This is a genomic window from Zoogloea sp., assembly GCF_041904905.1.
Taxonomy (GTDB): Bacteria; Pseudomonadota; Gammaproteobacteria; order Burkholderiales; family Rhodocyclaceae; genus Zoogloea.
This window is the reverse complement of the sequence record NZ_JAYRMI010000033.1, coordinates 11224-32871: the sequence shown is the minus strand read 5'-3', so window position 1 is coordinate 32871 and position 21648 is coordinate 11224. Positions and strand designations below refer to the sequence as shown.

Annotated in this window: 20 protein-coding genes; all 20 read right to left on the bottom strand. The window is 66.4% G+C overall.

Annotated elements, in window-relative coordinates; genetic code table 11:
- Positions 1-10: 10 nt before the first annotated feature.
- Positions 11-1285, bottom strand: a complete 1275-nt coding sequence (gene folC, locus ACE3N6_RS11035) for a bifunctional tetrahydrofolate synthase/dihydrofolate synthase (RefSeq protein ID WP_374245721.1) — start codon at positions 1283-1285, stop codon at positions 11-13.
- 1 nt (position 1286) lies between these two features.
- A complete protein-coding gene (gene accD, locus ACE3N6_RS11030; RefSeq protein WP_374245719.1) occupies positions 1287-2162 on the bottom strand; it encodes an acetyl-CoA carboxylase, carboxyltransferase subunit beta in 876 nt (291 codons plus the stop codon).
- Positions 2159-2971 (bottom strand): tryptophan synthase subunit alpha, encoded by an 813-nt coding sequence (gene trpA, locus ACE3N6_RS11025; RefSeq protein WP_374245717.1) that lies wholly within the window; start codon positions 2969-2971, stop codon positions 2159-2161. The genes accD and trpA overlap by 4 nt, the downstream gene beginning before the upstream one ends.
- A 54-nt stretch (positions 2972-3025) precedes the next feature.
- The gene (trpB, locus tag ACE3N6_RS11020; protein ID WP_374245715.1) at positions 3026-4237 is read right to left on the bottom strand and encodes a tryptophan synthase subunit beta; all 1212 of its coding nucleotides are present in this window, start codon (positions 4235-4237) and stop codon (positions 3026-3028) included.
- Positions 4224-4847, bottom strand: a complete 624-nt coding sequence (locus ACE3N6_RS11015; RefSeq protein WP_374245713.1) for a phosphoribosylanthranilate isomerase — start codon at positions 4845-4847, stop codon at positions 4224-4226. The genes trpB and ACE3N6_RS11015 overlap by 14 nt, the downstream gene beginning before the upstream one ends.
- A 2-nt stretch (positions 4848-4849) precedes the next feature.
- Positions 4850-5644: a tRNA pseudouridine(38-40) synthase TruA gene (gene truA / locus ACE3N6_RS11010; protein ID WP_374245711.1), complete on the bottom strand. Its 795-nt coding sequence runs from the start codon at positions 5642-5644 to the stop codon at positions 4850-4852.
- Entirely contained in the window at positions 5641-6243 is a 603-nt protein-coding gene (locus ACE3N6_RS11005) for an energy-coupling factor transporter transmembrane component T (RefSeq protein WP_374245708.1), read from the bottom strand. The genes truA and ACE3N6_RS11005 overlap by 4 nt, the downstream gene beginning before the upstream one ends.
- Positions 6244-6294: 51 nt before the next feature.
- A complete protein-coding gene (locus ACE3N6_RS11000; protein ID WP_374245706.1) occupies positions 6295-9060 on the bottom strand; it encodes a FimV/HubP family polar landmark protein in 2766 nt (921 codons plus the stop codon).
- Positions 9061-9343: 283 nt separating this feature from the next.
- A complete protein-coding gene (gene asd, locus ACE3N6_RS10995; protein ID WP_374245704.1) occupies positions 9344-10468 on the bottom strand; it encodes an aspartate-semialdehyde dehydrogenase in 1125 nt (374 codons plus the stop codon).
- 39 nt (positions 10469-10507) lie between these two features.
- On the bottom strand, positions 10508-11569 hold the full coding sequence (gene leuB / locus ACE3N6_RS10990) for a 3-isopropylmalate dehydrogenase (RefSeq protein ID WP_374245702.1): 1062 nt from the start codon (positions 11567-11569) through the stop codon (positions 10508-10510).
- A 58-nt stretch (positions 11570-11627) separates the two neighbouring features.
- Positions 11628-12266, bottom strand: a complete 639-nt coding sequence (gene leuD, locus ACE3N6_RS10985; protein ID WP_374245700.1) for a 3-isopropylmalate dehydratase small subunit — start codon at positions 12264-12266, stop codon at positions 11628-11630.
- Positions 12267-12392: an entericidin A/B family lipoprotein gene (locus ACE3N6_RS10980; protein WP_374245697.1), complete on the bottom strand. Its 126-nt coding sequence runs from the start codon at positions 12390-12392 to the stop codon at positions 12267-12269.
- An 18-nt stretch (positions 12393-12410) separates the two neighbouring features.
- Positions 12411-13820 carry a 3-isopropylmalate dehydratase large subunit gene (gene leuC / locus ACE3N6_RS10975; RefSeq protein WP_374245695.1) on the bottom strand — a complete coding sequence of 470 codons (1410 nt, stop codon included), beginning with the start codon at positions 13818-13820 and terminating at the stop codon, positions 12411-12413.
- Positions 13821-13870: 50 nt separating this feature from the next.
- Positions 13871-14713: a M48 family metallopeptidase gene (locus ACE3N6_RS10970; protein WP_374245693.1), complete on the bottom strand. Its 843-nt coding sequence runs from the start codon at positions 14711-14713 to the stop codon at positions 13871-13873.
- Between the two features lie 28 nt (positions 14714-14741).
- Positions 14742-15887: an MFS transporter gene (locus tag ACE3N6_RS10965; protein ID WP_374245691.1), complete on the bottom strand. Its 1146-nt coding sequence runs from the start codon at positions 15885-15887 to the stop codon at positions 14742-14744.
- 69 nt (positions 15888-15956) lie between these two features.
- Positions 15957-16199, bottom strand: coding sequence for a YdcH family protein (locus ACE3N6_RS10960; RefSeq protein WP_374245689.1), 243 nt, complete (start codon positions 16197-16199; stop codon positions 15957-15959).
- Positions 16200-16286: 87 nt separating this feature from the next.
- On the bottom strand, positions 16287-17426 hold the full coding sequence (gene aroC, locus ACE3N6_RS10955) for a chorismate synthase (protein ID WP_374245687.1): 1140 nt from the start codon (positions 17424-17426) through the stop codon (positions 16287-16289).
- Positions 17427-17507: 81 nt separating this feature from the next.
- A complete protein-coding gene (gene ilvN, locus ACE3N6_RS10950) occupies positions 17508-17843 on the bottom strand; it encodes an acetolactate synthase small subunit (protein ID WP_284188136.1) in 336 nt (111 codons plus the stop codon).
- Positions 17844-17861: 18 nt separating this feature from the next.
- Entirely contained in the window at positions 17862-19526 is a 1665-nt protein-coding gene (gene ilvB, locus ACE3N6_RS10945) for an acetolactate synthase large subunit (protein WP_374245685.1), read from the bottom strand.
- A gap of 321 nt (positions 19527-19847) precedes the next feature.
- Positions 19848-21512 carry a long-chain-fatty-acid--CoA ligase gene (locus ACE3N6_RS10940; protein WP_374245682.1) on the bottom strand — a complete coding sequence of 555 codons (1665 nt, stop codon included), beginning with the start codon at positions 21510-21512 and terminating at the stop codon, positions 19848-19850.
- Between the last annotated feature and the right edge of the window lie 136 nt (positions 21513-21648).

Genomic DNA, 21648 nt, shown 5'->3' with positions numbered 1-21648 from the left:
GCAGCAACACCTATTGCGGCGACTTCCTGACGGCCATGGCGTCGGCCACGGTCAGGAAAGAGCCAAAGACAACAATTCTATCACTCTCGGCCGCACGGCCCGCTGCGACCTGGTACGCACTGGCCGGCGAAGGGTGTTCGGAGATGTCGCCATTGACACCCACCTCTCGCAGGATCTCGGCCAGCCGGGCCGCGGAGAGCCCCCGCGGGCCGGGCAGCGAGGCGAGCAGCCAGTGGTCGACCCGGTCGCGCAGCAGGCGCACCACGCCGGCCACATCCTTGTCGCCCAGCATGCCGAGCACCGCCCAGGTTTCGGGGAAGAAGCCCATGCTCGCGAGGTTTTCGTTGAGCACCCCGGCCGCCTGCGGGTTGTGGGCCACGTCGAAGACCACCGCCGGACGCCCCGGCATCACCTGGAAGCGCCCCGGCAGATCGACCAGCATGAAGCCCTGGCGGATCGCCTGCATGGGTACCGGGAGGATGTCACGCACCGCTTCGCAGGCGGCCATCACCGCCGCCGCATTGAGCAACTGGTTGGTGCCCCTCAGCGCGGGATAGGCCAGACCGCCCCGGCGGCTGCCGCCAGCCGTCCAGAAAGCCCACTGGTTCTGATCGCCGGCGAAGCCGAAATCGCGCCCGCTCACCTGCAGGTGGGCGCCGATGGCTTCGGCGTGGGCCAGCAGGGATTCGGGCGGAACCGGGTCGCCGCAGATCGCCGGCTTGCCGGGCCGGAAGATCCCCGCCTTCTCGAAACCGATGGCTTCGCGGGTGTCGCCCAGGTAATCCATGTGGTCCATGGCGACGCTGGTGACGATGGAGCAGTCGGGCTCGAACACATTGACCGCGTCGAGCCGACCGCCCAGGCCCACCTCGAGGATGATCGCGTCCAGCCCGGCACGGCTGAAGGCGACCCAGGCCGCGAGGGTGCCGTGCTCGAAATAGGTGAGCGGCGTATCGCCCCGAGCACGCTCGACCTCGGCAAAGGCGTCGACGAGCACCGCGTCGCTCGCCTCGCGGCCGTCGATGCGAACCCGTTCGTTGTAGCGCAGCAGGTGCGGCGAGGTGTACAGCCCCACCCGCTTGCCGGCCGCCAGCAGCACGGCTTCGAGGAGCGCGCAGGTCGAGCCCTTGCCGTTGGTGCCGCCGACGATGAAGAGCGGACAGGTTTGCGGAAGATCGAGCGCATCGCGCACGCAGCGCACGCGGTCGAGGCCAAGCTGGATCGACTGGCCGTGGCGGGCCTCCAGCAGGCCCAGCCAGCCATCGAGTGTTTCAGGCAGCTGCATGTCAGGCGGCGGAACGGACGGACGCTTGCCGCGTCAGCAGGGTGAGGAGTTCGGCGAGGCGGTCGCGCAGCTCGCGGCGATCGATGATGAGATCGATGGCGCCCTTTTCGAGGAGGAACTCGGAGCGCTGGAAGCCCTTGGGCAGGGTCTCGCGCACGGTCTGCTCGATCACGCGGGGGCCGGCAAAGCCGATCAGCGCGCCGGGTTCGCCGATCACCAGGTCGCCCATGAAGGCGAAGCTGGCCGACACACCGCCCATGGTCGGGTCGGTGAGCAGCGTGATGAAGGGTAGCTTGCGTTCGGACAGCAGGGTGATGCCGGCGGTGGTCTTGGCCATCTGCATCAGGGAGAACAGGCCTTCCTGCATCCGCGCGCCGCCGGAGGCGGTCACGCAGATGAACGGCAGGCGCTGCTCGACCGCGGCCTTCACGCCACGGATGAAGCGCTCGCCGACCACCGAGCCCATCGAACCACCGAGGAACTCGAACTCGAAGCAGGCGATCACCACCGGCACGGTCTTGATGGCGCCCTGCACCACCACGAGGGCGTCGGACTCTTCGGCATCGGCGTTGGCGGCCGCGAGACGATCCGGGTAGCGCTTGGAATCCTTGAACTTGAGCGGATCGACCGGTACGACCTCCGCGCCGATCTCGAACTGGCCTTCGGGATCGAGCAGCAGCTCGATGCGCTGGCGAGCCCGGATGCGCTGGTGGTGGCCGCACTTGGGGCAGACGTTGAGGTTGCTCTCGAGATCGGAGCGGTACAGCACCGCCTCACAGGCCGGGCACTTGCTCCACAGGCCTTCGGGGATCGCCTTGCGGCCCGACGGGGCGTCGCGCTTGATCTTCGGCGGCAGCAGTTTCTTCAACCAGCTCATCGGCGCTCTCCTGCGTTGTCCATGGCAGTGCGGATGCCGCGCAGGAAGGCGGTGACCTTCGCCGGGGCCTCTTCGCGGCTGCTCTGTTCGATTTCCTCGATGATCCGGCTGCCGATCACCACGGCGTCGGCGAGGCTGGCGATGCGCGCCGCGGTGGCCGCGTCGCGGATGCCGAAGCCCACCCCCACCGGCATGCCGACCTTCTCGCGGATCGCCGGGATGCGCCGGGCAACCTCGTCCAGATCGAGGGTGGCCGAGCCGGTGACGCCCTTGAGGGAGACGTAGTAGATGTAGCCGCTGCCCACCGCCGCCACGTCGGCGAAACGCTGTTCGGTGGAGGTGGGCGCCAGCAGAAAGACCGGATCAAGCCCGGCCGCGCGGCAGACCTCGGCAAAGGTGACGCACTCCTCGGGCGGATAATCGACCACCAGCACGCCGTCGACACCGGCTTCGGACGCCGCTTTGGCGAAGGCCTCCAGGCCCATCGCCTCGATGGGGTTGGCGTAGCCCATCAGCACGATGGGCGTCTTGTCGCCGGTGGCCCGGAAGGCGCGGACGATGTCGAGCACCTTGCGGGTGCTCATGCCGGCCGCCAGCGCCCGCTCGGAGGCGCGCTGGATGGTGGGGCCGTCGGCCATCGGATCGGAAAAGGGGACACCCAGCTCGATGATGTCGGCGCCGCCGGCCACCAGGGCCTGCATCAGCGGGAGCGTCATTTCGGGTGCGGGATCGCCAGCGGTGATGAACGGGATGAGCGCCTTGCGCCCTTCGTCGGCCAACCGCTTGAAGGTCTGTTGGATTGTGGACATGGGTGGTATGAATGGTCAGCGACCCCACCGGCACCGCCGGCGGGGTCGTGAAGATCAGAACTGGATGCCGGATTTCTCGGCGACGGTGTGCATATCCTTGTCGCCGCGGCCGGAGAGGTTGACCAGCAGGACCTTGTCCTTGGGCAGCGTGGGAGCCAGCTTGGCGGCGTAGGCCAGGGCGTGGGACGACTCCAGCGCCGGGATGATGCCCTCGAAGCGACACAGGTCGTGGAAGGCCTGCAGGGCTTCGGCGTCGGTGATCCCGACGTACTCGGCGCGGCTGCTATCCTTCAGCCAGGCATGCTCGGGGCCGACGCCGGGGTAGTCGAGGCCGGCGGAGATCGAGTGGGTCTCGATGATCTGGCCGTCTTCGTTCTGCAGCAGGTAGGTGCGGTTGCCGTGCAGCACGCCGGGGCGCCCCGCCGACAGGGAAGCGGCGTGCATGCCGGAATCGATGCCGCTGCCGGCCGCCTCGACGCCCACCAGCCGCACATCGGCGTGCTCGATGTAGGGATGGAAGATGCCCATCGCGTTGGAGCCACCGCCCACGCAGGCGATCACGTAATCCGGCTGACGCCCGGCGAGTTCGGGCATCTGCTCGATGCACTCCTTGCCGATCACGGTCTGGAAATCCCGCACCATCATGGGGTAAGGGTGCGGACCGGCGACGGTGCCGATGATGTAGAAGGTGTTGCCGATGTTGGTGACCCAGTCGCGCATGGCCTCGTTGAGGGCATCCTTGAGGGTCTTGGAGCCGCTCTCGACCGGCACCACGGTGGCGCCCAGGAGCTTCATCCGATAGACATTGGCGGCCTGGCGGCGCACGTCTTCGGAGCCCATGTACACCACGCACTCCATGCCATAGCGGGCCGCCACGGTGGCGGTGGCCACGCCATGCTGGCCGGCGCCGGTCTCGGCGATGACCCGCGGCTTGCCCATCCGCCGGGCGAGCATCGCCTGGCCGATACAATTGTTAACCTTGTGGGCGCCGGTGTGGTTGAGGTCTTCGCGCTTGAGATAGATCTGCGCGCCCCCGAGCAGGCCCGACCAGCGCTTGGCGTGGTAGATCGGGCTCGGGCGGCCCACGTAGTGCTTGAGCTCGTACTCGAACTCGGCGACGAAGGCGGGGTCGTTCTGAGCCGCTTCATAGGCCTGCCGAAGTTCGGTCAGCGCCGGGATCAGGGTCTCCGCGACGAACACGCCACCGTACGGACCGAAGTGGCCCCGGGCATCGGGTAGATCGTAGGGGGCATCAGCCATGTGCATTTTGGACTCCGGCAACAAATTCGGTGATACGGGCGGCATCCTTGATGCCCTTGGCTGCTTCCACGCCACTCGAGACATCCACCGCCCACGGGCGGACGCGCTGGACGGCTTCGGTCACGTTTCCGGCGTTGAGCCCGCCGGAGAGTATCAGGGGCAAGGGCAGCCCGGACGGGATGAGCGACCAGTCGAAGGTTTCGCCACCGCCGCCGTAGCCCTCCACGAAGGCATCCAGCAGCAAACCCTGGGCCTCCGGGAAGGAAGCCGCGTATTTTAACAGATCGAACCCCTGCCGCATCCGGGCTGCCTTGATGTAAGGCAGCCCGAAGCCGACGCAGTCGGCCTCCGACTCGTCGCCGTGAAACTGCAGCACCTGCAGCGGCACGGCCTTCAGGGCATTGTCGACGTACTCGCGACCGGCGTTGACGAAGAGCCCGACGACGGTCACGAAGGGCGGCACGAGCCGCGCCAGCGCAGCCGCCCGCTGAAAATCGACGTAACGCGGGCTGGGCGGATAAAAGACGAAACCGATCGCGTCGGCGCCGGCCTCGACGGCGGCGCGGACGTCCTCCTCGCGGGTGAGCCCGCAGATCTTGATTCGGGTACGCGGCACGTTCAGGGGAGCAGCAGTTGGGGAGGAGCGATGATACGCCCCCCGCCCGGCAGCGGCCACCGCTGCGGATACTCGACGCCACAAAGGTAGAGGCCGTCCGGCGCGAAGGTCGGCGCGGCGATCGTGCGATTGCGCGCCGCCAGGACCTCGGCCATCCAGCCCACCGGCCGACGCCCCAGACCCACGTACACCAGCGACCCCACCAGATTGCGGATCATGTGATGCAGGAAGGCGTTGGCGTGAAAATCGAAGACCACCACATCCCCCTGGCGCGCCACCTCGACCGCGTGCATCGAGCGGATCGGCGAGCGCGCCTGGCACTCTGCCGCGCGGAAGGACGTGAAGTCGTGCTCCCCGATCAGGCACCGGGCCGCCTCGTCCATGGCCACCACATCGAGGGCGCCGTGGGTCCAACCCACCCGCCCGCCCAGCAGCGCGGGTCGCACCCGGCGGCTGAGCAGCACGTATCGGTAACGGCGGGATTCCGCGCTGAAGCGGGCATGGAACGTCTCATCCACCTCCACCGCCCACTGCACGCCGACGCTCGCCGGAAGGTGGCTGTTCACGCCACGCACCCACGCCTCGAGCGGCCGCCGGGCCGTGGTATCGAAGTGCGCCACCTGGCTCGTGGCATGCACACCGGTATCCGTGCGCCCCGCGCAGACGAGCTGGACCGGCGCCTGGGCGATCTTCCTCAGCGCCGTCTCGAGCGCATCCTGCACCGTTCGGCCGTGGGGCTGGGTCTGCCACCCCTCGAAGGCGTTGCCCGCGTACTCGACCCCGATGGCGATCCTCACAAGCTTGCCCCCAGAAACATCGCCGCCACCAGGCCGGAGATGGCCAGCCAGTCGCGCCCGTGCAGGCGGGCCTGGGTGACCAGCAGCGGCTCGGCAGGCGCCGCGTCGCCCGGCTCGTCCAGCAGCGCCCGCCAGCCCCCCGCCGGCGGCATCTCGACATAACGGAACACCAGCAGGATGCGCACCGCCAGACGTTCGACCGACAGCCCGAGCGGCTTCAACGGCGCCGCCAGCACCATCAAGCCGGCCACCAGCGCCTGCTCGCCCGTCCGCGCGAGGAGGATCGCCACCAGCATCGCGACCACCGCCAGACGGGTAATGTGCTGAGCCGCCAGCGCCACCCCTTCAAGGGTCGGACCGGCTTGCCCGACGGAGGGAATCAAGGCCTCACCGGGGGTGAAGAAAGCAAACAGGATCACAAGGACGAGCATGAGGATACGCACCCGCTTCAGCAGGCGCCGCGCTCGCTCCGGTGCCAGCACCAGCGCAGCCGCCAGAACGAAAAGCCCGAATCCCCACAGAACGGGGCCTCGGGCAAGCTGAGAACAGACCACCAGCGCAACCCAGAAGACGATGCGCGTCGCCGGGTGAAAGGACATTGTCACCGGAAGAGAAAAGAAACAAGGGGGCCAGACCGGCCCCCTTCGGGATCAGGAAAGACGGGCCAGAATCTGTCGCGCCTCGTCCTGCTGACGCCCGGAACCCTCGCGAAGCACCTCTTCAACCAGCTCCCGTGCGCCATCCTTGTCCCCCATCTCTTCGTAGGCGCGCGCCAGTTCGAGCTTGGTGGCCACCTCCTGCTGGAGATCGAGGTCGAGGGGGGGTTCGGTGGGCGGGCCGGCATCGGGAAGATCGGCGCTGGGCAGCTTGAAGTCAAGATTGGTGGACTTCAGGTCCGCCACCAGAGGCTTGCCGACGCCCTTGGTCTCCGCCTTGTCGTCCAGCTCGAAGTCGAAATCGAGCAGGCTGCTGTCGAAGCTGGTGCGCTCAAGATCGACGGTTGCCGAATCCACCGGCTCGCGCAGCGCGTCTTCGGCCAGCGTTGCGGTGAGATCCACATCGACGGTGGAATCCCCGGCCTCGCCGTTCTCGCCGAACTCGGAACTCAATTCAAAATCCAGATCGCTCGGATCGGGCAGATTGAAGTCACCGGCAAGCCGCTGCGGCCGGGTGGAGGTCGATTCCAGATCCCGCACCGTGGCATTGCCGGCCACCAGCGTGGCGCCCATGGCGCCGACCGACTTGTCGAAGCCGAGATCGAAATCCAGGCCGTTGCTTGAGGACGACGTAGCGCTGTTGAGCGTCACCGTCTTGGCGCTGTTGCCGTCGTCGCCGGCGTTCAGGTCGAGATCGAAATCCAGCACCGCAGGCTCGACCCGCGCCGGCTCGGAAGCCTGGTGGGTGTCGCTGACAGCCCGGTCGATATCCTCCATGCTGGTGTACTGGTTGAGATCGCCCGGCAGCGCCCAGGTATCCTTCAGCTGCGACGGGGACTCCAGGGGGTCTTCATTGCTCAACGACTGGGGCAGCGGCTCGTTGGCGATGAAGGCCGGCGCCACCGCAGGCGTGCGCGCGGCTACAGGTTGAGCGAACCCGGCAGCCGCCGGCGCCACCCCGGCGACGGTGCTGGGCACCGGCGGCACCGGCGCGGCCGGTGCGCTGCCCGGCGCAGGAATCCGATAGAGCGGGCTGTCTGGATCGACCTTGCGCCCAAGGGCTGCGGCCTTCTCCCAATCCTGCCCGTTGCCACCGGTGAGCGAATAGAGTTCGGTGGCGGTGGTCTCGAACTGCTTGAGGTTCTTGCGCTGGGCGTAGATCTCAAGCAGCTTGAGGTGTACGCCGGTGCGCCCCGGATCGGTCTTGAGGGCGTCGAGGAGGATCTCCTCGGCCTGGGCATCGCGCCCGTAAGCCATGTAAACGTCGGCTTCCGCCACCGGATCGACGCCTTCGTCGGTATCGATGGAGGACAGGCCGGACTGGCTGAAATCGGTCTGGATCTGGCTGCTGCTGCCGGTATCGACGCTCTGCCCCCCCGCCCCGCCGAAGACGGAACTGGAGCCGTCGCCGAACTCGGAGAGTGCCGGGGTGGTGGTGGGCGCGCCTTGCCCGTTGCGACGCTGGTAGAGCTTGTATCCGCCCCAGCCCAGCAACAACGCCAACACGCCACCGACGCCCATGTACAGCGCGGAGTCGTCCTGGGTGGAGGTAGGCTGCGCTTCAGGCGGTTTGACGGGCGCGGGGGCCGGCGCAGGCGCGGGCTTGGGCGGCTCGGGCGGCGGCGCCACCGGCTTGACCTCGGCGGCGGGCTCCGGCTCCTTGGGGGGTGCGGGGCGCTCGGGTTCGGGTGCGGGCGCAGCGGCAACCGGCGGCGGCGCAACGGGTGCGGGGGCCGGCGGCGCGACCGCGGCCGCGGGGGAGGCCTCGGACTGGATCTGGGCCATGCCCTGACTCTTCAGTTCGACGAGGCGCTGGAGTTCCTTGATGCTCTTTTCGAGTTCGGCGAGGCGGGCGTTGGCTTCCCGCAAGGCTTTGTCGCGGGAGACCAGATCTTCTTCGAGGGCCTGCAGCCGGCCGGGAGACTTGTCACCGGCGGCGCCTGCACCTCGCAGGCCTTCCTCGCTCTTCGACACCTTCAGCTGATCGGCAGAGGCGCCCGCTGCGGGGGCGCGATCCTCGACCTTGGCGCCGATCTTGCCGCCGCTCCCGCGCTGGGCCGGCGCTTCCTTGGCCGGCGCGGCGGCAGCTTGCTCGGCAAGCTTCTGGCGATAACGACCGAAATCGGACGAATGGGCTACCACCTGCTGACGACCACCGTCGCCAGCGGCCTGACGGACGCCCTCGGCGTCGGGGATGCGCAGGATCTTGCCGGCCTGGAGGCGATTGATGTCGTCCCCCGCGAAGGCCGAACGGTTGCCCTGGAACAGAGCCATCAGCATCTGTTCCATCGAGACGCCGTCCGGACGGTTCTCGAGGGCGATGCGATTGAGGGTGTCGCCGGGCTGGACGAGATACGAGCGCCCGGCGCCCGGTGCGGCGACGGCAGGACGCGCGGCACGGACCGCTGCGCGACGCGGCACGGCGGGCTCGGCCCGGCCATACGCCAGACGACTCTCCGGCGTGGCAACCGCGACGGCGGCGCGGTTTGCGCCGGTGTCGGGCGGGTCGAGGAGGAAGGTGTATTCGCGGATCAGGCGCCCGGCGGACCAGTTGAGTTCAACCAGCATGTCGACGAAGGGCTCGTTGATCGGCCGATCGCTGCTCACCTTGACGACGGCACCGTTGCCCCGGCGCTCGACGCTCATGCGAAGGCCGCTGACGGACGGGGAGAAATCGATGCCGGCCTGCCGGAATGCTTCGGCAGATGCCAGCCGGGCAGTCATGTTCTGGAGTTCTTCGGGCGCCGCGGCGATTTCCACCTCCGCACGCAGAGGCTGCCCCAAGCCGCTGAGGACCGTGATGCGCCCCAGACCGGCAGCACTTGCACTAAGGGAGAGGGCACCGATGGAAGCGGCGAGAAGGGTGCGTTTGAGCCGGCTTTTCACAAGAATCTTAGGCACGAAGGCAGATCATCGAAATCGAGTTATCGATGAACATAACATCATGGGTTTGGTGAGGCAAGTTCAAGCGTCGATTGAACTGGCTAGTAAATTACACTCGACATAAAAAAGGCGGCTTGCGCCGCCTCTTTCACCTGTCTTTTCAAGCTTCGAGCAGGATGCGCAGCATACGGCGCAGCGGTTCGGCCGCGCCCCACAGAAGCTGGTCGCCCACCGTGAAGGCTGAGAGGTACTCGCCGCCCATCGACAACTTGCGCAGCCGGCCGACCGGAACGGTCAGGGTGCCGGTGACGGCGGTGGGGGTGAGATCCCGCATCGACGCTTCGCGCTGGTTGGGGACGACCTTCACCCAGTCGTTGGCGGAAGCCAGCATGGCTTCGATCTCGTCGACGGGGATGTCCTTCTTGAGCTTGAGGGTGAGCGCCTGGCTGTGGCAGCGCATGGCGCCGATGCGCACGCACAGGCCGTCGATGGGCACCGCCGGGGCGCTGAAGCCTTCGCCGCGACCGAGGATCTTGTTGGTCTCGACGCCGCCCTTCCATTCTTCCTTGGACTGACCGTTGCCCAGATCCTTGTCGATCCAGGGGATCAGCGAGCCAGCCAGCGGCACGCCGAAGTTGGAGGCCGGGAAGGCGTCGTCGCGCATGGTGCCGGCAACTTCGCGGTCGATGTCGAGGATGGCCGAGGCGGGATCGTCGAGCAGCTCCTTGACCGAGCGGTTGAGTTCGCCCATCTGGGAAAGCAGCTCGCGCATGTTCTGGGCGCCGGCGCCGGAGGCGGCCTGGTAGGTCATGGAGGTGGCCCACTCGACCAGATCGCGCTGGAACAGGCCGCCGAGGGCCATCAGCATCAGCGACACGGTGCAGTTGCCGCCGATCCAGTCACGGCCGCCCCTGGCGAGGGAATCCTTGATGACGTGCATGTTGACCGGATCGAGGATGATGACGGCCTTCGGGTCCATGCGCAGGGACGAGGCTGCGTCGATCCAGTGGCCGTTCCAGCCCGCCGCGCGCAGCTTGGGGTACACCTCGTTGGTGTAGTCGCCGCCCTGACAGGTGATGACGATGTCCATCGCCTTCAGTTCGTCGATGTCGCGCGCGTCCTTGAGCGCGGGCGCCTCCTTGCCGAAGTTGGGCGCCTTGCCCCCGGCGTTGGAGGTGGTGAAGAACACCGGCTCGATCAAGGCGAAGTCGTTTTCCTCGCGCATGCGCTGCATGAGCACGGAACCGACCATGCCGCGCCAACCAACCAGACCCACTCTTTTCATTTGTATCCCCGATCAGACTTGAATGTTGTTTTGGATTGCTTACAGCGCCGCGATGACCGCGTCGCCCATTTCCTTGGTGCCCACGCGGCGGGTGCCGGGCTCGTAGATGTCGCCGGTGCGATAGCCGGCGGCCAGCACTTTCTTGACGGCGGTTTCGATACGCGCAGCCTGGGTTTCGAGATTGAAACTGTATCGCAACATCATCGCAGCCGAGAGCATGGTGGCCAGCGGGTTGGCGACGTCCTTGCCGGCGATGTCCGGCGCGGAGCCGTGGCTGGGCTCGTACATGCCCTTGCCGGCGGCGTTGAGCGAGGCGGACGGCAGCATGCCGATGGAGCCGGTGAGCATCGAGGCTTCGTCGGAGAGGATGTCGCCGAACATGTTGCCGGTGACCATCACGTCGAACTGCTTGGGCGCGCGCACGAGCTGCATGGCGGCGTTATCCACCAGCATGTGGGAGAGCTCCACGTCCGGGTAGTCGGCGGAGAGTTCGATCATCACGTCGCGCCACAGCTGGGTGGTTTCGAGGACGTTCATCTTGTCCACCGAGCACAGCTTCTTGCCGCGCTTGCGGGCGGCCTCGAAGGCCACCTTGCCGATGCGGCGGATCTCGGATTCGGCGTAGATCATGGTGTTGAAGCCGACGCGCTCGCCGTTTTCTTCACGGATGCCGCGGGGCTGGCCGAAGTAGATGTCGCCGGTGAGTTCGCGGACGATCAGGATGTCGAGGCCGGAGACGATCTCGGGCTTGAGGGACGAGGCGTTGGCAAGCTCGGGGTAGAGGATGGCCGGGCGCAGGTTGGCGAACAGCTCGAGCTGCTTGCGGATGCCCAGCAGGCCGCGCTCGGGGCGCTGGTCGCGGGGGTAGTTGTCCCACTTGGGGCCACCGACGGCGCCCAGCAGCAGCGCGTCGGCTTCGTCGGCCAGCTTGACGGTGGCTTCGGGCAGCGGGGAACCGGTGGCATCCACCGCCGCGCCGCCGACGAGGGCGAATTCCGCTTCGAAGTTGACGCCATCGCCGCGCAGCGCTTCGAGCACGCGCAGGGTCTGGTCCATGATTTCAGGACCGATGCCGTCGCCCGGCAGAACACAGATTTTCATCGTAAGTTTCCGTTTTTGTATCGTAAGGAGTTCCGGTGGCCCGCAGGCCGCCGGGCGATCAGGCGAACAGCCAGGGCTGGTCGATGCGGCGACGGGCTTCGAAGTCGCGGATCTTGTCGGCGTGACGCAGGGTCAGGCCGATGTCGTCCCAGCCGTTGAGCAGGCATTCGCGGCGGAACGGGTCCACGTCGAAGGGGATCGCCTTGCCGTCGGGGCGGGTGATCGTCTTGGCGTCGAGATCGACGTTGAGCCGGTAGCCGGTGGTGGCGTGGCACTGGGCGAACAGCGCGTCCACTTCGTCGGCCGCCAGCTTGATCGGCAGGAGGCCGTTCTTGAAGCAGTTGTTGAAGAAGATGTCGGCGAAGCTCGGGCCGATCAGCACGCGGAAACCGAAGTCTTCCAGCGCCCACGGGGCGTGCTCGCGGGAGCTGCCGCAGCCGAAGTTGTCGCGGGTGAGCAGCACCTGCGCGCCCTGGTAGCGGGGCTGGTTGAGCACGAAGTCGGGGTTCTTGGGGCGGCCGGAGTTGTCCTGGCCGGGCTGGCCGACATCCATGTAACGCCACTCGTCGAACAGGTTGGGGCCGAAGCCGCTGCGCTTGATCGACTTGAGGAATTGCTTGGGGATGATCGCGTCGGTGTCCACGTTGGCGCGATCCATCGGCGCCACGAGCCCGTCGAGTTTGGTGAACGGCTTCATTTACTTGACTGCCTTCTGGATGGCCTCGCCACCCTTTTCGATGTCTTTGCCCAGGCCCTGCACGGTGTTGCAGCCGGCCACCAGCAGCATGGCCAGCGCGGCGATCAGTGCGGTGAGTTTGCGCATGGTCGAATCCTCCGGAGATCAGGCGAGTTGACGGACGTCGGCGAAGTGGCCGGCGATCGCCGCTGCGGCGGCCATTGCCGGGCTGACCAGATGGGTGCGGCCGCCGGCGCCCTGACGGCCCTCGAAGTTGCGGTTGGACGTGGAGGCGCAGCGCTCGCCCGGATCGAGGCGGTCGGCGTTCATGGCGAGGCACATGGAGCAGCCCGGCTCGCGCCACTCGAAACCGGCGGCGACGAAGATCTTGTCGAGGCCTTCGGCTTCGGCCTGACGCTTGACGAGGCCGGAACCCGGCACCACCAGCACCAGCTTGACGTTGTCGGCCTTGCGACGGCCCTTGGCCACCGCGGCGGCGGCGCGCAGGTCTTCGATGCGCGAGTTGGTGCAGGAGCCGATGAACACCTTGTCGATGGCGATGGCGTTGATCGGCGTGCGCGGGGTGAGGCCCATGTATTGCAGGGCGCGCTCCATGCCTTCGCGCTTGACCGGATCTTTCTCGAGGGCCGGATCGGGGACGATGCCATCGATGGCGGCGACCATCTCGGGCGAGGTGCCCCAGGTGACCTGCGGCTTGATCTGGGCCGCGTCGAGTTCGACCACGGCGTCGAAGACGGCACCGTCGTCGGAGTGGAGGGTGCGCCAGTATTCGACGGCCCGATCCCACTGCTCGCCGCGGGGCGAGAACGGGCGATCCTTGAGGTAGGCGACGGTCTGGTCATCCACGGCCACCAGACCGGCGCGGGCGCCCGCCTCGATGGCCATGTTGCAGATGGTCATGCGGCCTTCCATCGACAGGCTGCGGATCGCGCTGCCGCCGAACTCCATGGCGTAGCCGGTGCCGCCGGCGGTGCCGATCCTGCCGATGATGGCGAGCACGATGTCCTTGGCCGTGACGCCGGCGCCGAGCTTGCCCTCGACGCGGATCAGCATGGTCCTGGACTTCTTCTGGAGCAGACACTGGGTGGCCATCACGTGCTCCACCTCGGACGTGCCGATGCCATGGGCGAGGCAGGCGAAGGCGCCGTGGGTGGAGGTGTGGGAGTCGCCGCAGACGACGGTCATGCCCGGCAGGGTGGCGCCGTTCTCGGGCCCGATCACGTGGACGATGCCTTGCCGCTCATCCTTGAACGGGAAGTAGGCCAGCGCACCGACCTCGCGGATGTTGGCGTCGAGGGTTTCAACCTGCTGGCGGGAAACCGGATCCTGGATGCCCTGATCCCAGTGGTCGGTGGGGGTGTTGTGATCGGCCGTGGCGACGATGGAGTTCACGCGCCAGGGCTTGCGCCCGGCCAGCTTGAGGCCCTCGAAGGCCTGGGGGCTGGTGACTTCGTGGACCAGGTGGCGGTCGATGTAGATCAGCGCGGTGCCGTCGTCCTCGACGTGCACCACGTGGCTCGACCACAGTTTTTCGTAAAGCGTCTGCGCTTGCATGGGCGAATGTTCGGTCTGGGTTGAAACCGGAAAGGGCGGAAAAACTTTTATTATTTCACAGGCCTAGCGCCCTGAGTAGCTTGCTCGTAGAGCGGCATCACCCGTTCGGCGTAGACCCGCAGATCCTGCTGGCGCGTTTCGTTGGACGGATGGGTGGACAACCACTGGGGCGGCGCGCCGTTGGACGCCTTCGCCATCTTCTGCCACAGCACGATGGCGGCGCGGGGGTCGTAGCCCGCGCGGGCGGCCAGCTCGACCCCGATCCGGTCGGCCTCCGTCTCGTGCTCGCGGCTGTTGGGCAGCTCGAAGCTCACCTTGGCCACCGTACCGAGCAGATCGGAACCCGCCTGCCCCACGCCCAGCGCAGCCCCCACGATGGCGACCCCGACGTTTGTCACCATCGCCCGCGAGGCCCGCTCCCGAGCGTGCTCGCGCAGCGCGTGGGCGATCTCGTGGCCCATGATCGCGGCGATCTCGTCGTCGGTCAGGTTCAGGCGCTCGATGATCCCGGAGTAGAACGCGATCTTGCCCCCGGCCATGCACCAGGCGTTGAGTTCGTTGGAGGTGAGCACATTCACCTCCCAGCGCCAGCCCGGCGCGTCGGGACGGAAGGCTCCCGTTGCGGGGATCAGCCGGCGGGCCACGGCACGCACCCGCTCCACCTGCTCCTTGTTGCGGTTGAGGGCGTTCTTCTGGCCGGCCTGCTGGAGGATCTGGTGGTAAGACTGGCTGGCCGCCTGATCCATCTCCCTGGCCGACACCATCATCGACTGCCGGCGCTCGATGCCGACCGCACCGCCCTGGGTGGTCTGGACCGTCTGGCAGGCCGTCACCGCGCCAGCCGCCAGCACCGCCGGCAGCAGGCCCCGCAGCCACGTGAATCGCTCGCTCATGTCTCTCCTGTTCCTTCTTGTGTCCCCGTCAGGCAGCGGAAGAACGCACCCGCCACCCCGTCATCAGCACGACCAGCCCGGCCAGCGCAAACAGCGAACCGGCCGAGTACGTCCAGGCCGGGCCGATCCACTCCCAAGTGTAGCCGCTAATCAAACCGCCGATCATCCCGCCCGCGCCGAACGAGACGCTGCCGTACAAGGCCTGCCCGCGGGCCTGGTGGCGGGTGCCGAACCAGGCGTTCACCGCCGCCACCGCCGCCGCGTGATAGGCGCCGAAGGTGGCGCCGTGGAGGAGCTGGGCAAACAGCAGCACCGCCAGCGACTCCGCCCCCCAGCCGATCAGCGCGAACCGCAGGACGGCCGCCACGAAGCTGAACACCAGAATCCCCCGCAGCGAGTACACCTTGACGAGCCGCGGCATCCCCATGAAGACGAGGATCTCGGCCACCACGCCCAGGGTCCACATCCAGCCCACCACCGACTTGCTGTAGCCGTGCTCCACCAGATGCACCGAATAGAAGACGTACAGCGCGCCGTGGGCGGCCGACATGAAGAAGCACGCCGCCAGCAGCGCCCGCACCTCCGGCCGCTGCAGCACCTCCCGCAGTGGCACATGGGCCTCGTGGGGCGCCTGCGAGCAGGCCTCGGGAATGGTCAGCGCACACAGCAGGATTCCGCCCAGGGTCGCCATCGAGATCCACAGCAGCGCCCGGATCGGCAGGTCGTCGAGCAGATACCCCAACCCCAGCACCGCAACGATGAAGCCGACCGAGCCCCACACCCGGATGTTGCCGTAACGCCCGGCCTGCCCCGCCAGATGACTGAAGGTGAGGGTCTCCACCAGCGGCAGCGCGGCGCTCCAGAAGAACGCCAGCAAGGCCATGCTGACAAACTGCGCCCCGTAGGCGTCGCTCACCAGAAACCCGCTGAACCCCATCACCGAGAGCAGCGCCGACAGACGCACGATGGGCGTGCGCACCCCCACCCTGTCGGCGAGCCAGCCCCACAGGGTGGGCGCCAGCATCCGCATCACCGACATGAGGGACATCAGCACCGCGATCTGCCCGGCGTTGCGACCGATCGCCTGAAGGTAAAGGCTGAAGTACGGAGAGAAGGCGCCGATGAAGGCAAAGTAGAAGAAGTAGTAGCCCGACAGGCGCCAGTAAGGAATCATCGCTGCGATTGTACCGCCCAAGAAAAAAGAGCGCCCGAGAGCGCTCTTTCTGTAACGGCACGCTGCCGATCAGTTGACGGCGTGGGTCTTCAACATCTCGTGCAGTTCATCCTTCAACTTCAGACGACGCTTCTTGAGGTCTTCGAGTTCGAAGTCGGTGGCCAGTTCGGCATTGATCTCGACACGTACCACATGGCGGTTGATGTCGTGGTACTCATCGAACAGCCGGGCGAAGTGGCCGTTGGACACCTTGAGTGCATGAATCTGATCCCGATACTCGGGGAACTCGTGGTGAAGATCGTGTTGCTCCATGCGTTTGCCTCCCAATCAATGATCGTGTTTCTGTTGGTATCGTGGTTTGACTGTACGCCCCCGACGCCCACAAAAAGTTGACCGCGATCAATCCTTGCGGAGCGGCGAGGGGACCGCCTGCACGCCTTCAGGCGCCAGCCCGGCGATCTTCGGGGTGGCGCAGGCGACGTCAGCATTCTGGGCACGGTGGCGCAGGGCGTGATCCATCAGCACCAGCGCCAGCATGGCCTCGGCGATGGGCGTGGCGCGGATGCCGACGCACGGATCGTGACGGCCGTGGGTGTTCACCACCACCGGCTCGCCTGCGGTGTCGATGGAGCGACGGTCGAGCCGGGTGCTGGAAGTCGGCTTGATCGCCATGCTCACCAGGATGTCCTGGCCGGTGGAGATGCCGCCCAGCACGCCGCCGGCGTTGTTGGACAGGAAGCCTTCCGGCGTCATCTCGTCGGAGTGCTGGGTGCCAAGCTGGGCGACGCTGGCGAAACCGGCTCCGATCTCGACCCCCTTCACCGCATTGATGCCCATCATCGCGTAGGCGATCTCCGCGTCGAGGCGGTCGTAGACCGGCTCGCCCCAGCCCACCGGCACGCCGGTGGCCACCACGTTGATGCGCGCCCCCACCGAATCGCCGGACTTGCGCAGCGTGTCCATGTAGGCCTCGAGCTGCGGCACGATGGCCTGATTGGGCGCGAAGAAGGCGTTGCCGTCGATCTCGTCCCAGGACACGAAGGGGATCTCGACCGGGCCGAGCTGCGCCATGTAACCGCGGATCGCGATGCCGAAACGCTCCTGCAGCCACTTGCGGGCAATGGCGCCGGCCGCGACGCGCACGGCGGTCTCGCGCGCCGACGAGCGGCCGCCGCCGCGGTAGTCGCGGATGCCGTACTTCTGCCAGTAAGCGTAGTCGGCGTGCCCCGGGCGGAACTGCGCCGCGATGTTGCCGTAGTCCTTCGAGCGCTGATCCTGGTTGCGGATCAGCAGCGCGATGGGCGTGCCGGTGGTGACGCCCTCGAACACGCCCGAGAGGATCTCGACGGTGTCGGGCTCGCGCCGCTGGGTGACGTGCCGCGAGGTGCCAGGCTTGCGCCGGTCCAGTTCGATCTGGATGTCGGCCTCGCTGATCGCCAGCCCCGGCGGACAGCCATCCACCACGCAACCGATGCCCGGCCCGTGGGATTCGCCGAAGGAGGTGACGGTGAACAGCGTGCCGAAGGTATTACCGGACATGAAACACTCTCGCAGGGAACGAAAAACCGCCGGAGTCTAGCACGCCGCCGGCACCGGGCCAGCAGCGTGAAGACCGCTGACTTACTGGAAGAACTCGTCGAGGCGCCCGAAGACCGGGTGCTCGCCGTCATGCTTTTTGACGTACAGCACGTCTTCGAGTTTCTCGACCTGGCGGATCATCTTCTCGAGACGCTCGTCCTCGAAGATCAGCAGCCAGATGCGGCTCGTCTCGCCGCCGCCGACCGGCATGCACAGGATGCCCTCGACGTTGAACGCGCGGCGGGCAAACAGGCCGCAGATGTGGCTCATCACGCCGGGGTGGTTAGCCACGCCCAGCTCGAGCACGACCTTGTGAAAGCCGTTGTGCTCGGGAACATCGGGGATGTACTCGGAAAGGTTGGTGTTCTGTTCGGACATCGTGTTCTCTCCTCGGGCTCAGCCGATCATCTCGGAGTTGGCGGCACCCGGCGGCACCATCGGGTAGACGAATTCGTTCGGATCGATCGTCGCGTGGATCAGGCAGGGGCCCGGCGTGTGCAGGGCTTCGGCCAGGGTGGCGCGGGGGTTCGGCGAGGGATCGAGATTGACCGCACGCATGCCGAAGCCTTCGGCGATCTTCAGGAAGTCGGTCGGGCGCTCGTAGCGGGACGCCATGATGCGCTTGCCGTAGAAAAGGTTCTGCTGCTGATGCACCAGACCGAGGGACTGGTTGTTGAACAGCACGATCTTGACGTTGACGTTCTCCTGGGCGGCGGTGGCCATCTCCTGGATGTTCATCTTCAGGCTGCCATCACCGGAGAAGCACACCACGGTGCGATCCGGTTCGGCCAGCGCGGCGCCGATGGCCGCCGGGAAGCCGAAGCCCATGGTGCCCAGGCCGCCCGAATTGAGCCACTGGCGCGAACGACGGAACGGATAGGCCTGGGCCACCCACATCTGGTGCTGGCCCACGTCGCTGGTGATGATCGCGTTGTCGTCCAGGCAGTTGGCCACGGCGTGGATCAGGCCGTAGGGCGAGCGCGGGTTGTCGATGCCCGGCATGGCCAGCGGGAAGCGGCCCTTGAGGCTCTCCACGTGGGACAGCCAGCGCTTGCGCAGCTGCGGCTTGACCCGCGGCAGCAGCTCGGAGAGCACCTGCCCCACGTCGCCGGCGATGGCCACGTGGGCGTTCTTGACCTTGTGCAGCTCGGAGCGATCGATGTCGATGTGGATGATCTTGGCGTTGGGGCAGAACTCGGCGGTCTTGCCGATGGCGCGGTCGTCGAAACGGGCACCGACGCAGATCAGCAGGTCGGCCTCTTCGAGCACGTAGTTGGTGTAGCGCGCGCCATGCATGCCCAGCATGCCGATGGACAGCGGGTGGTCCATCGGCATTGCACCGAGGGCCATCAGGGTCATGGTGGTGGGCAGCGAAGCCTGCTCGGCCAGGGTCACCGCCATCTGGGCGGCGCCGGAGTGGATCACGCCGCCACCCAGGTAGAGCACCGGACGCTCGGCGGCCTCGATCATCTTCGCGGCCTCTTCGATGGCGGCGATGTCGAAGCTGGGCGCCGCATCGGGCACGACCACATCGGGGAACGCGTCGAAGCTGACCATCTGGTTCTGGACGTCCTTCGGCACGTCGATCAGCACCGGGCCGGGACGATCCGACATGGCGATGCGGAAGGCAGCCGGCACCACGTTGAGCAGATCCTTGGCCGAACGGACCAGGAAGTTGTGCTTGGTGATGGGGATGGTCAGCCCGTAGGTATCGACCTCCTGGAAGGCGTCGGTACCGATCATCGACAGAGGCACCTGGCCGGTCAGCGCGATCATCGGGATCGAGTCGAGCTTGGCGTCCGCGATGGCGGTGATCAGGTTGGTCGCACCCGGGCCGCTGGAGGCCAGGCAGACCTCCGGGCGGCCCGACACCCGGGCCATGCCCTGGGCGATGAAGCCGGCACCCTGCTCGTGACGACACAGGACGTGGTGAATCTGCTCGCTCTTGGAGAGCGCGTCGTACATCGGCAGCGCCGCGCCGCCGGGCACACCGGCAATGGTGCGGATTCCTTGCCGTTCGAGCAGCTTCACAATCAGGTCTGCTCCAGTCATTTGCATCATCGAGATTCTCCTAGTGGCTTGGGAGCCGAACCGCGCAATCCAGGCCGGGGCGCAACAAAAGACAAGACCCCCGCCGGTTGCGCGCCGGCGGGGGTCTGAAATTTCCTTGGACTGAGCTGGACCCTTACGACGCGCGAACACCTACGCTTACTACGCGTACTACGGCTACGACGTCGACAGGCAGGGAGGTAGCGAAAAGAGTCACGGCAAAGTCACGAAGTCATATACAAGACTGACTCTGGATTATTCTCACAACGGCTCGAAAACACAAGTGATTTTTTGCGACTCGGGCTCATCCGATGACGCATGTCACACCGCGGCCTACGAATCGCGCAACACCCGACGAAGAATCTTGCCGACATTGCTCTTGGGCAGCTCATCCCGGAACTCCACGAACTTGGGCACCTTGTAGCCCGTGAGCCCTGCCCGGCAGTGGGCGATCAAGCCTTCGGCGGTCAGACTGGCGTCCTTGCGGACGACGAAGATCTTCACGGCCTCGCCGGAATGCTCGTCGGGCACACCCAGCGCCGCCACCTCCATCACGCCAGGGTGCGACGCAACCACGTCTTCGACCTCGTTCGGGTACACGTTGAAACCCGACACCAGGATCATGTCCTTCTTGCGATCGACGATGCGGACAAAACCCTGCTTGTCGATGGTGGCCACATCGCCCGTGCGCAAATAGCCGTCGTGGGTGAAGGTTCGCGCGGTTTCCTCCGGGCGGTTGTAATAACCCTTCATCACCTGCGGCCCCTTCACGCACAGTTCGCCGGGCATACCCAGGGACACCTCGTAGCCGTCGTCGTCCCGCAGGCTCACATCGGTAGACGAAATCGGCAGCCCGATCGAATGGTTGAAGTCCGGCAGATCGAGCGGGTTGATGCACACCGCCGGCGAGGTCTCGGTCAGCCCGTAGGCCTCGGCCAGGGTCTTGCCGGTCACCTTCTTCCAGCGCTCGGCGACCGCCTGCTGAACCGCCATCCCCCCACCCAAGGCCACCTTCAAGGACGAGAAGTCGAGCTTCTCGAACTCCGGATGGTTCAGCAGCGCGTTGAACAGGGTATTCACGCCCGTAATCACCGTGAACGGGTACTTGCCAAGCTCGGCCACAAAGCCGGGAATATCCCGCGGATTGGTAATCAGGATGTTCGTCGCGCCGATCTTGAAGAAGGTCAGGCAGTTCGCGGTGAGCGAGAAGATGTGATACAGCGGCAAGGCCGTGACGATGATCTCCTCGCCCTCCTTCACGTAGGGGCCGATCCAGGCGTGCGCCTGCTGGAGATTGGCAACGATGTTGCCGTGGGTCAGCATCGCGCCTTTGGCAACGCCGGTCGTACCGCCGGTGTACTGAAGGTAAGCCAGATCGTCGTGCCCGATCTCGACGGGCTTGAGCGGATGTGCGGCCCCCTGCCCCAGCGCCTCACGGAAGCCCACCGACCCAGGCAACTGCCACGGGGGCACCATCTTCTTCACATGGCGAACCACGAAATTGACCAGCAGCGACTTCGGAAAACCCAGCATGTCGCCAAGGCCCGTCACCACCACATGACGCAACGCCTTCGCGTTGGCGATGACCTCCTGCAACGTGTGGGCGAAGTTCTCGACGATGACGATCGCCTCGCACCCCGCGTCGTTGAGCTGATGCTCCAACTCCCGCGCAGTGTACAGCGGATTGACATTCACCACGGTGAAACCGGCCCGCAACACACCGAACATCGCCACCGGATACTGCAGGCAGTTCGGCATCATCAGGGCGACGCGTGCGCCCTTGGCAAGCTTCAACTCGCCCTGCAGGTAGCCGGCGAACTGCCGGGACAGCAGATCAAGCTCGCCATAGCTGATGGACTTGCCCATGCAGACATAGGCGGTACTGTCGGCGAACTTGCGAACGCCTTGATCGAATAGATCGGCCAGCGACGAGAACTCGCCGAGATCGATTTCGGCGGGCACGCCAGGGGGGTAGCTTTGCAGCCAGATCTTGTCCATCTTGTCTCCTTTGTAGTTGGTGATCGAGCCCGGACAGGCCGTGCTCTGCGGCACGACGCCATCGGAACCCCGCCCTCCCCAGGCGGCCCCGGCACCCACGGGCGCCGGCCTCCAACATACCTTTCGACAGGCGTTT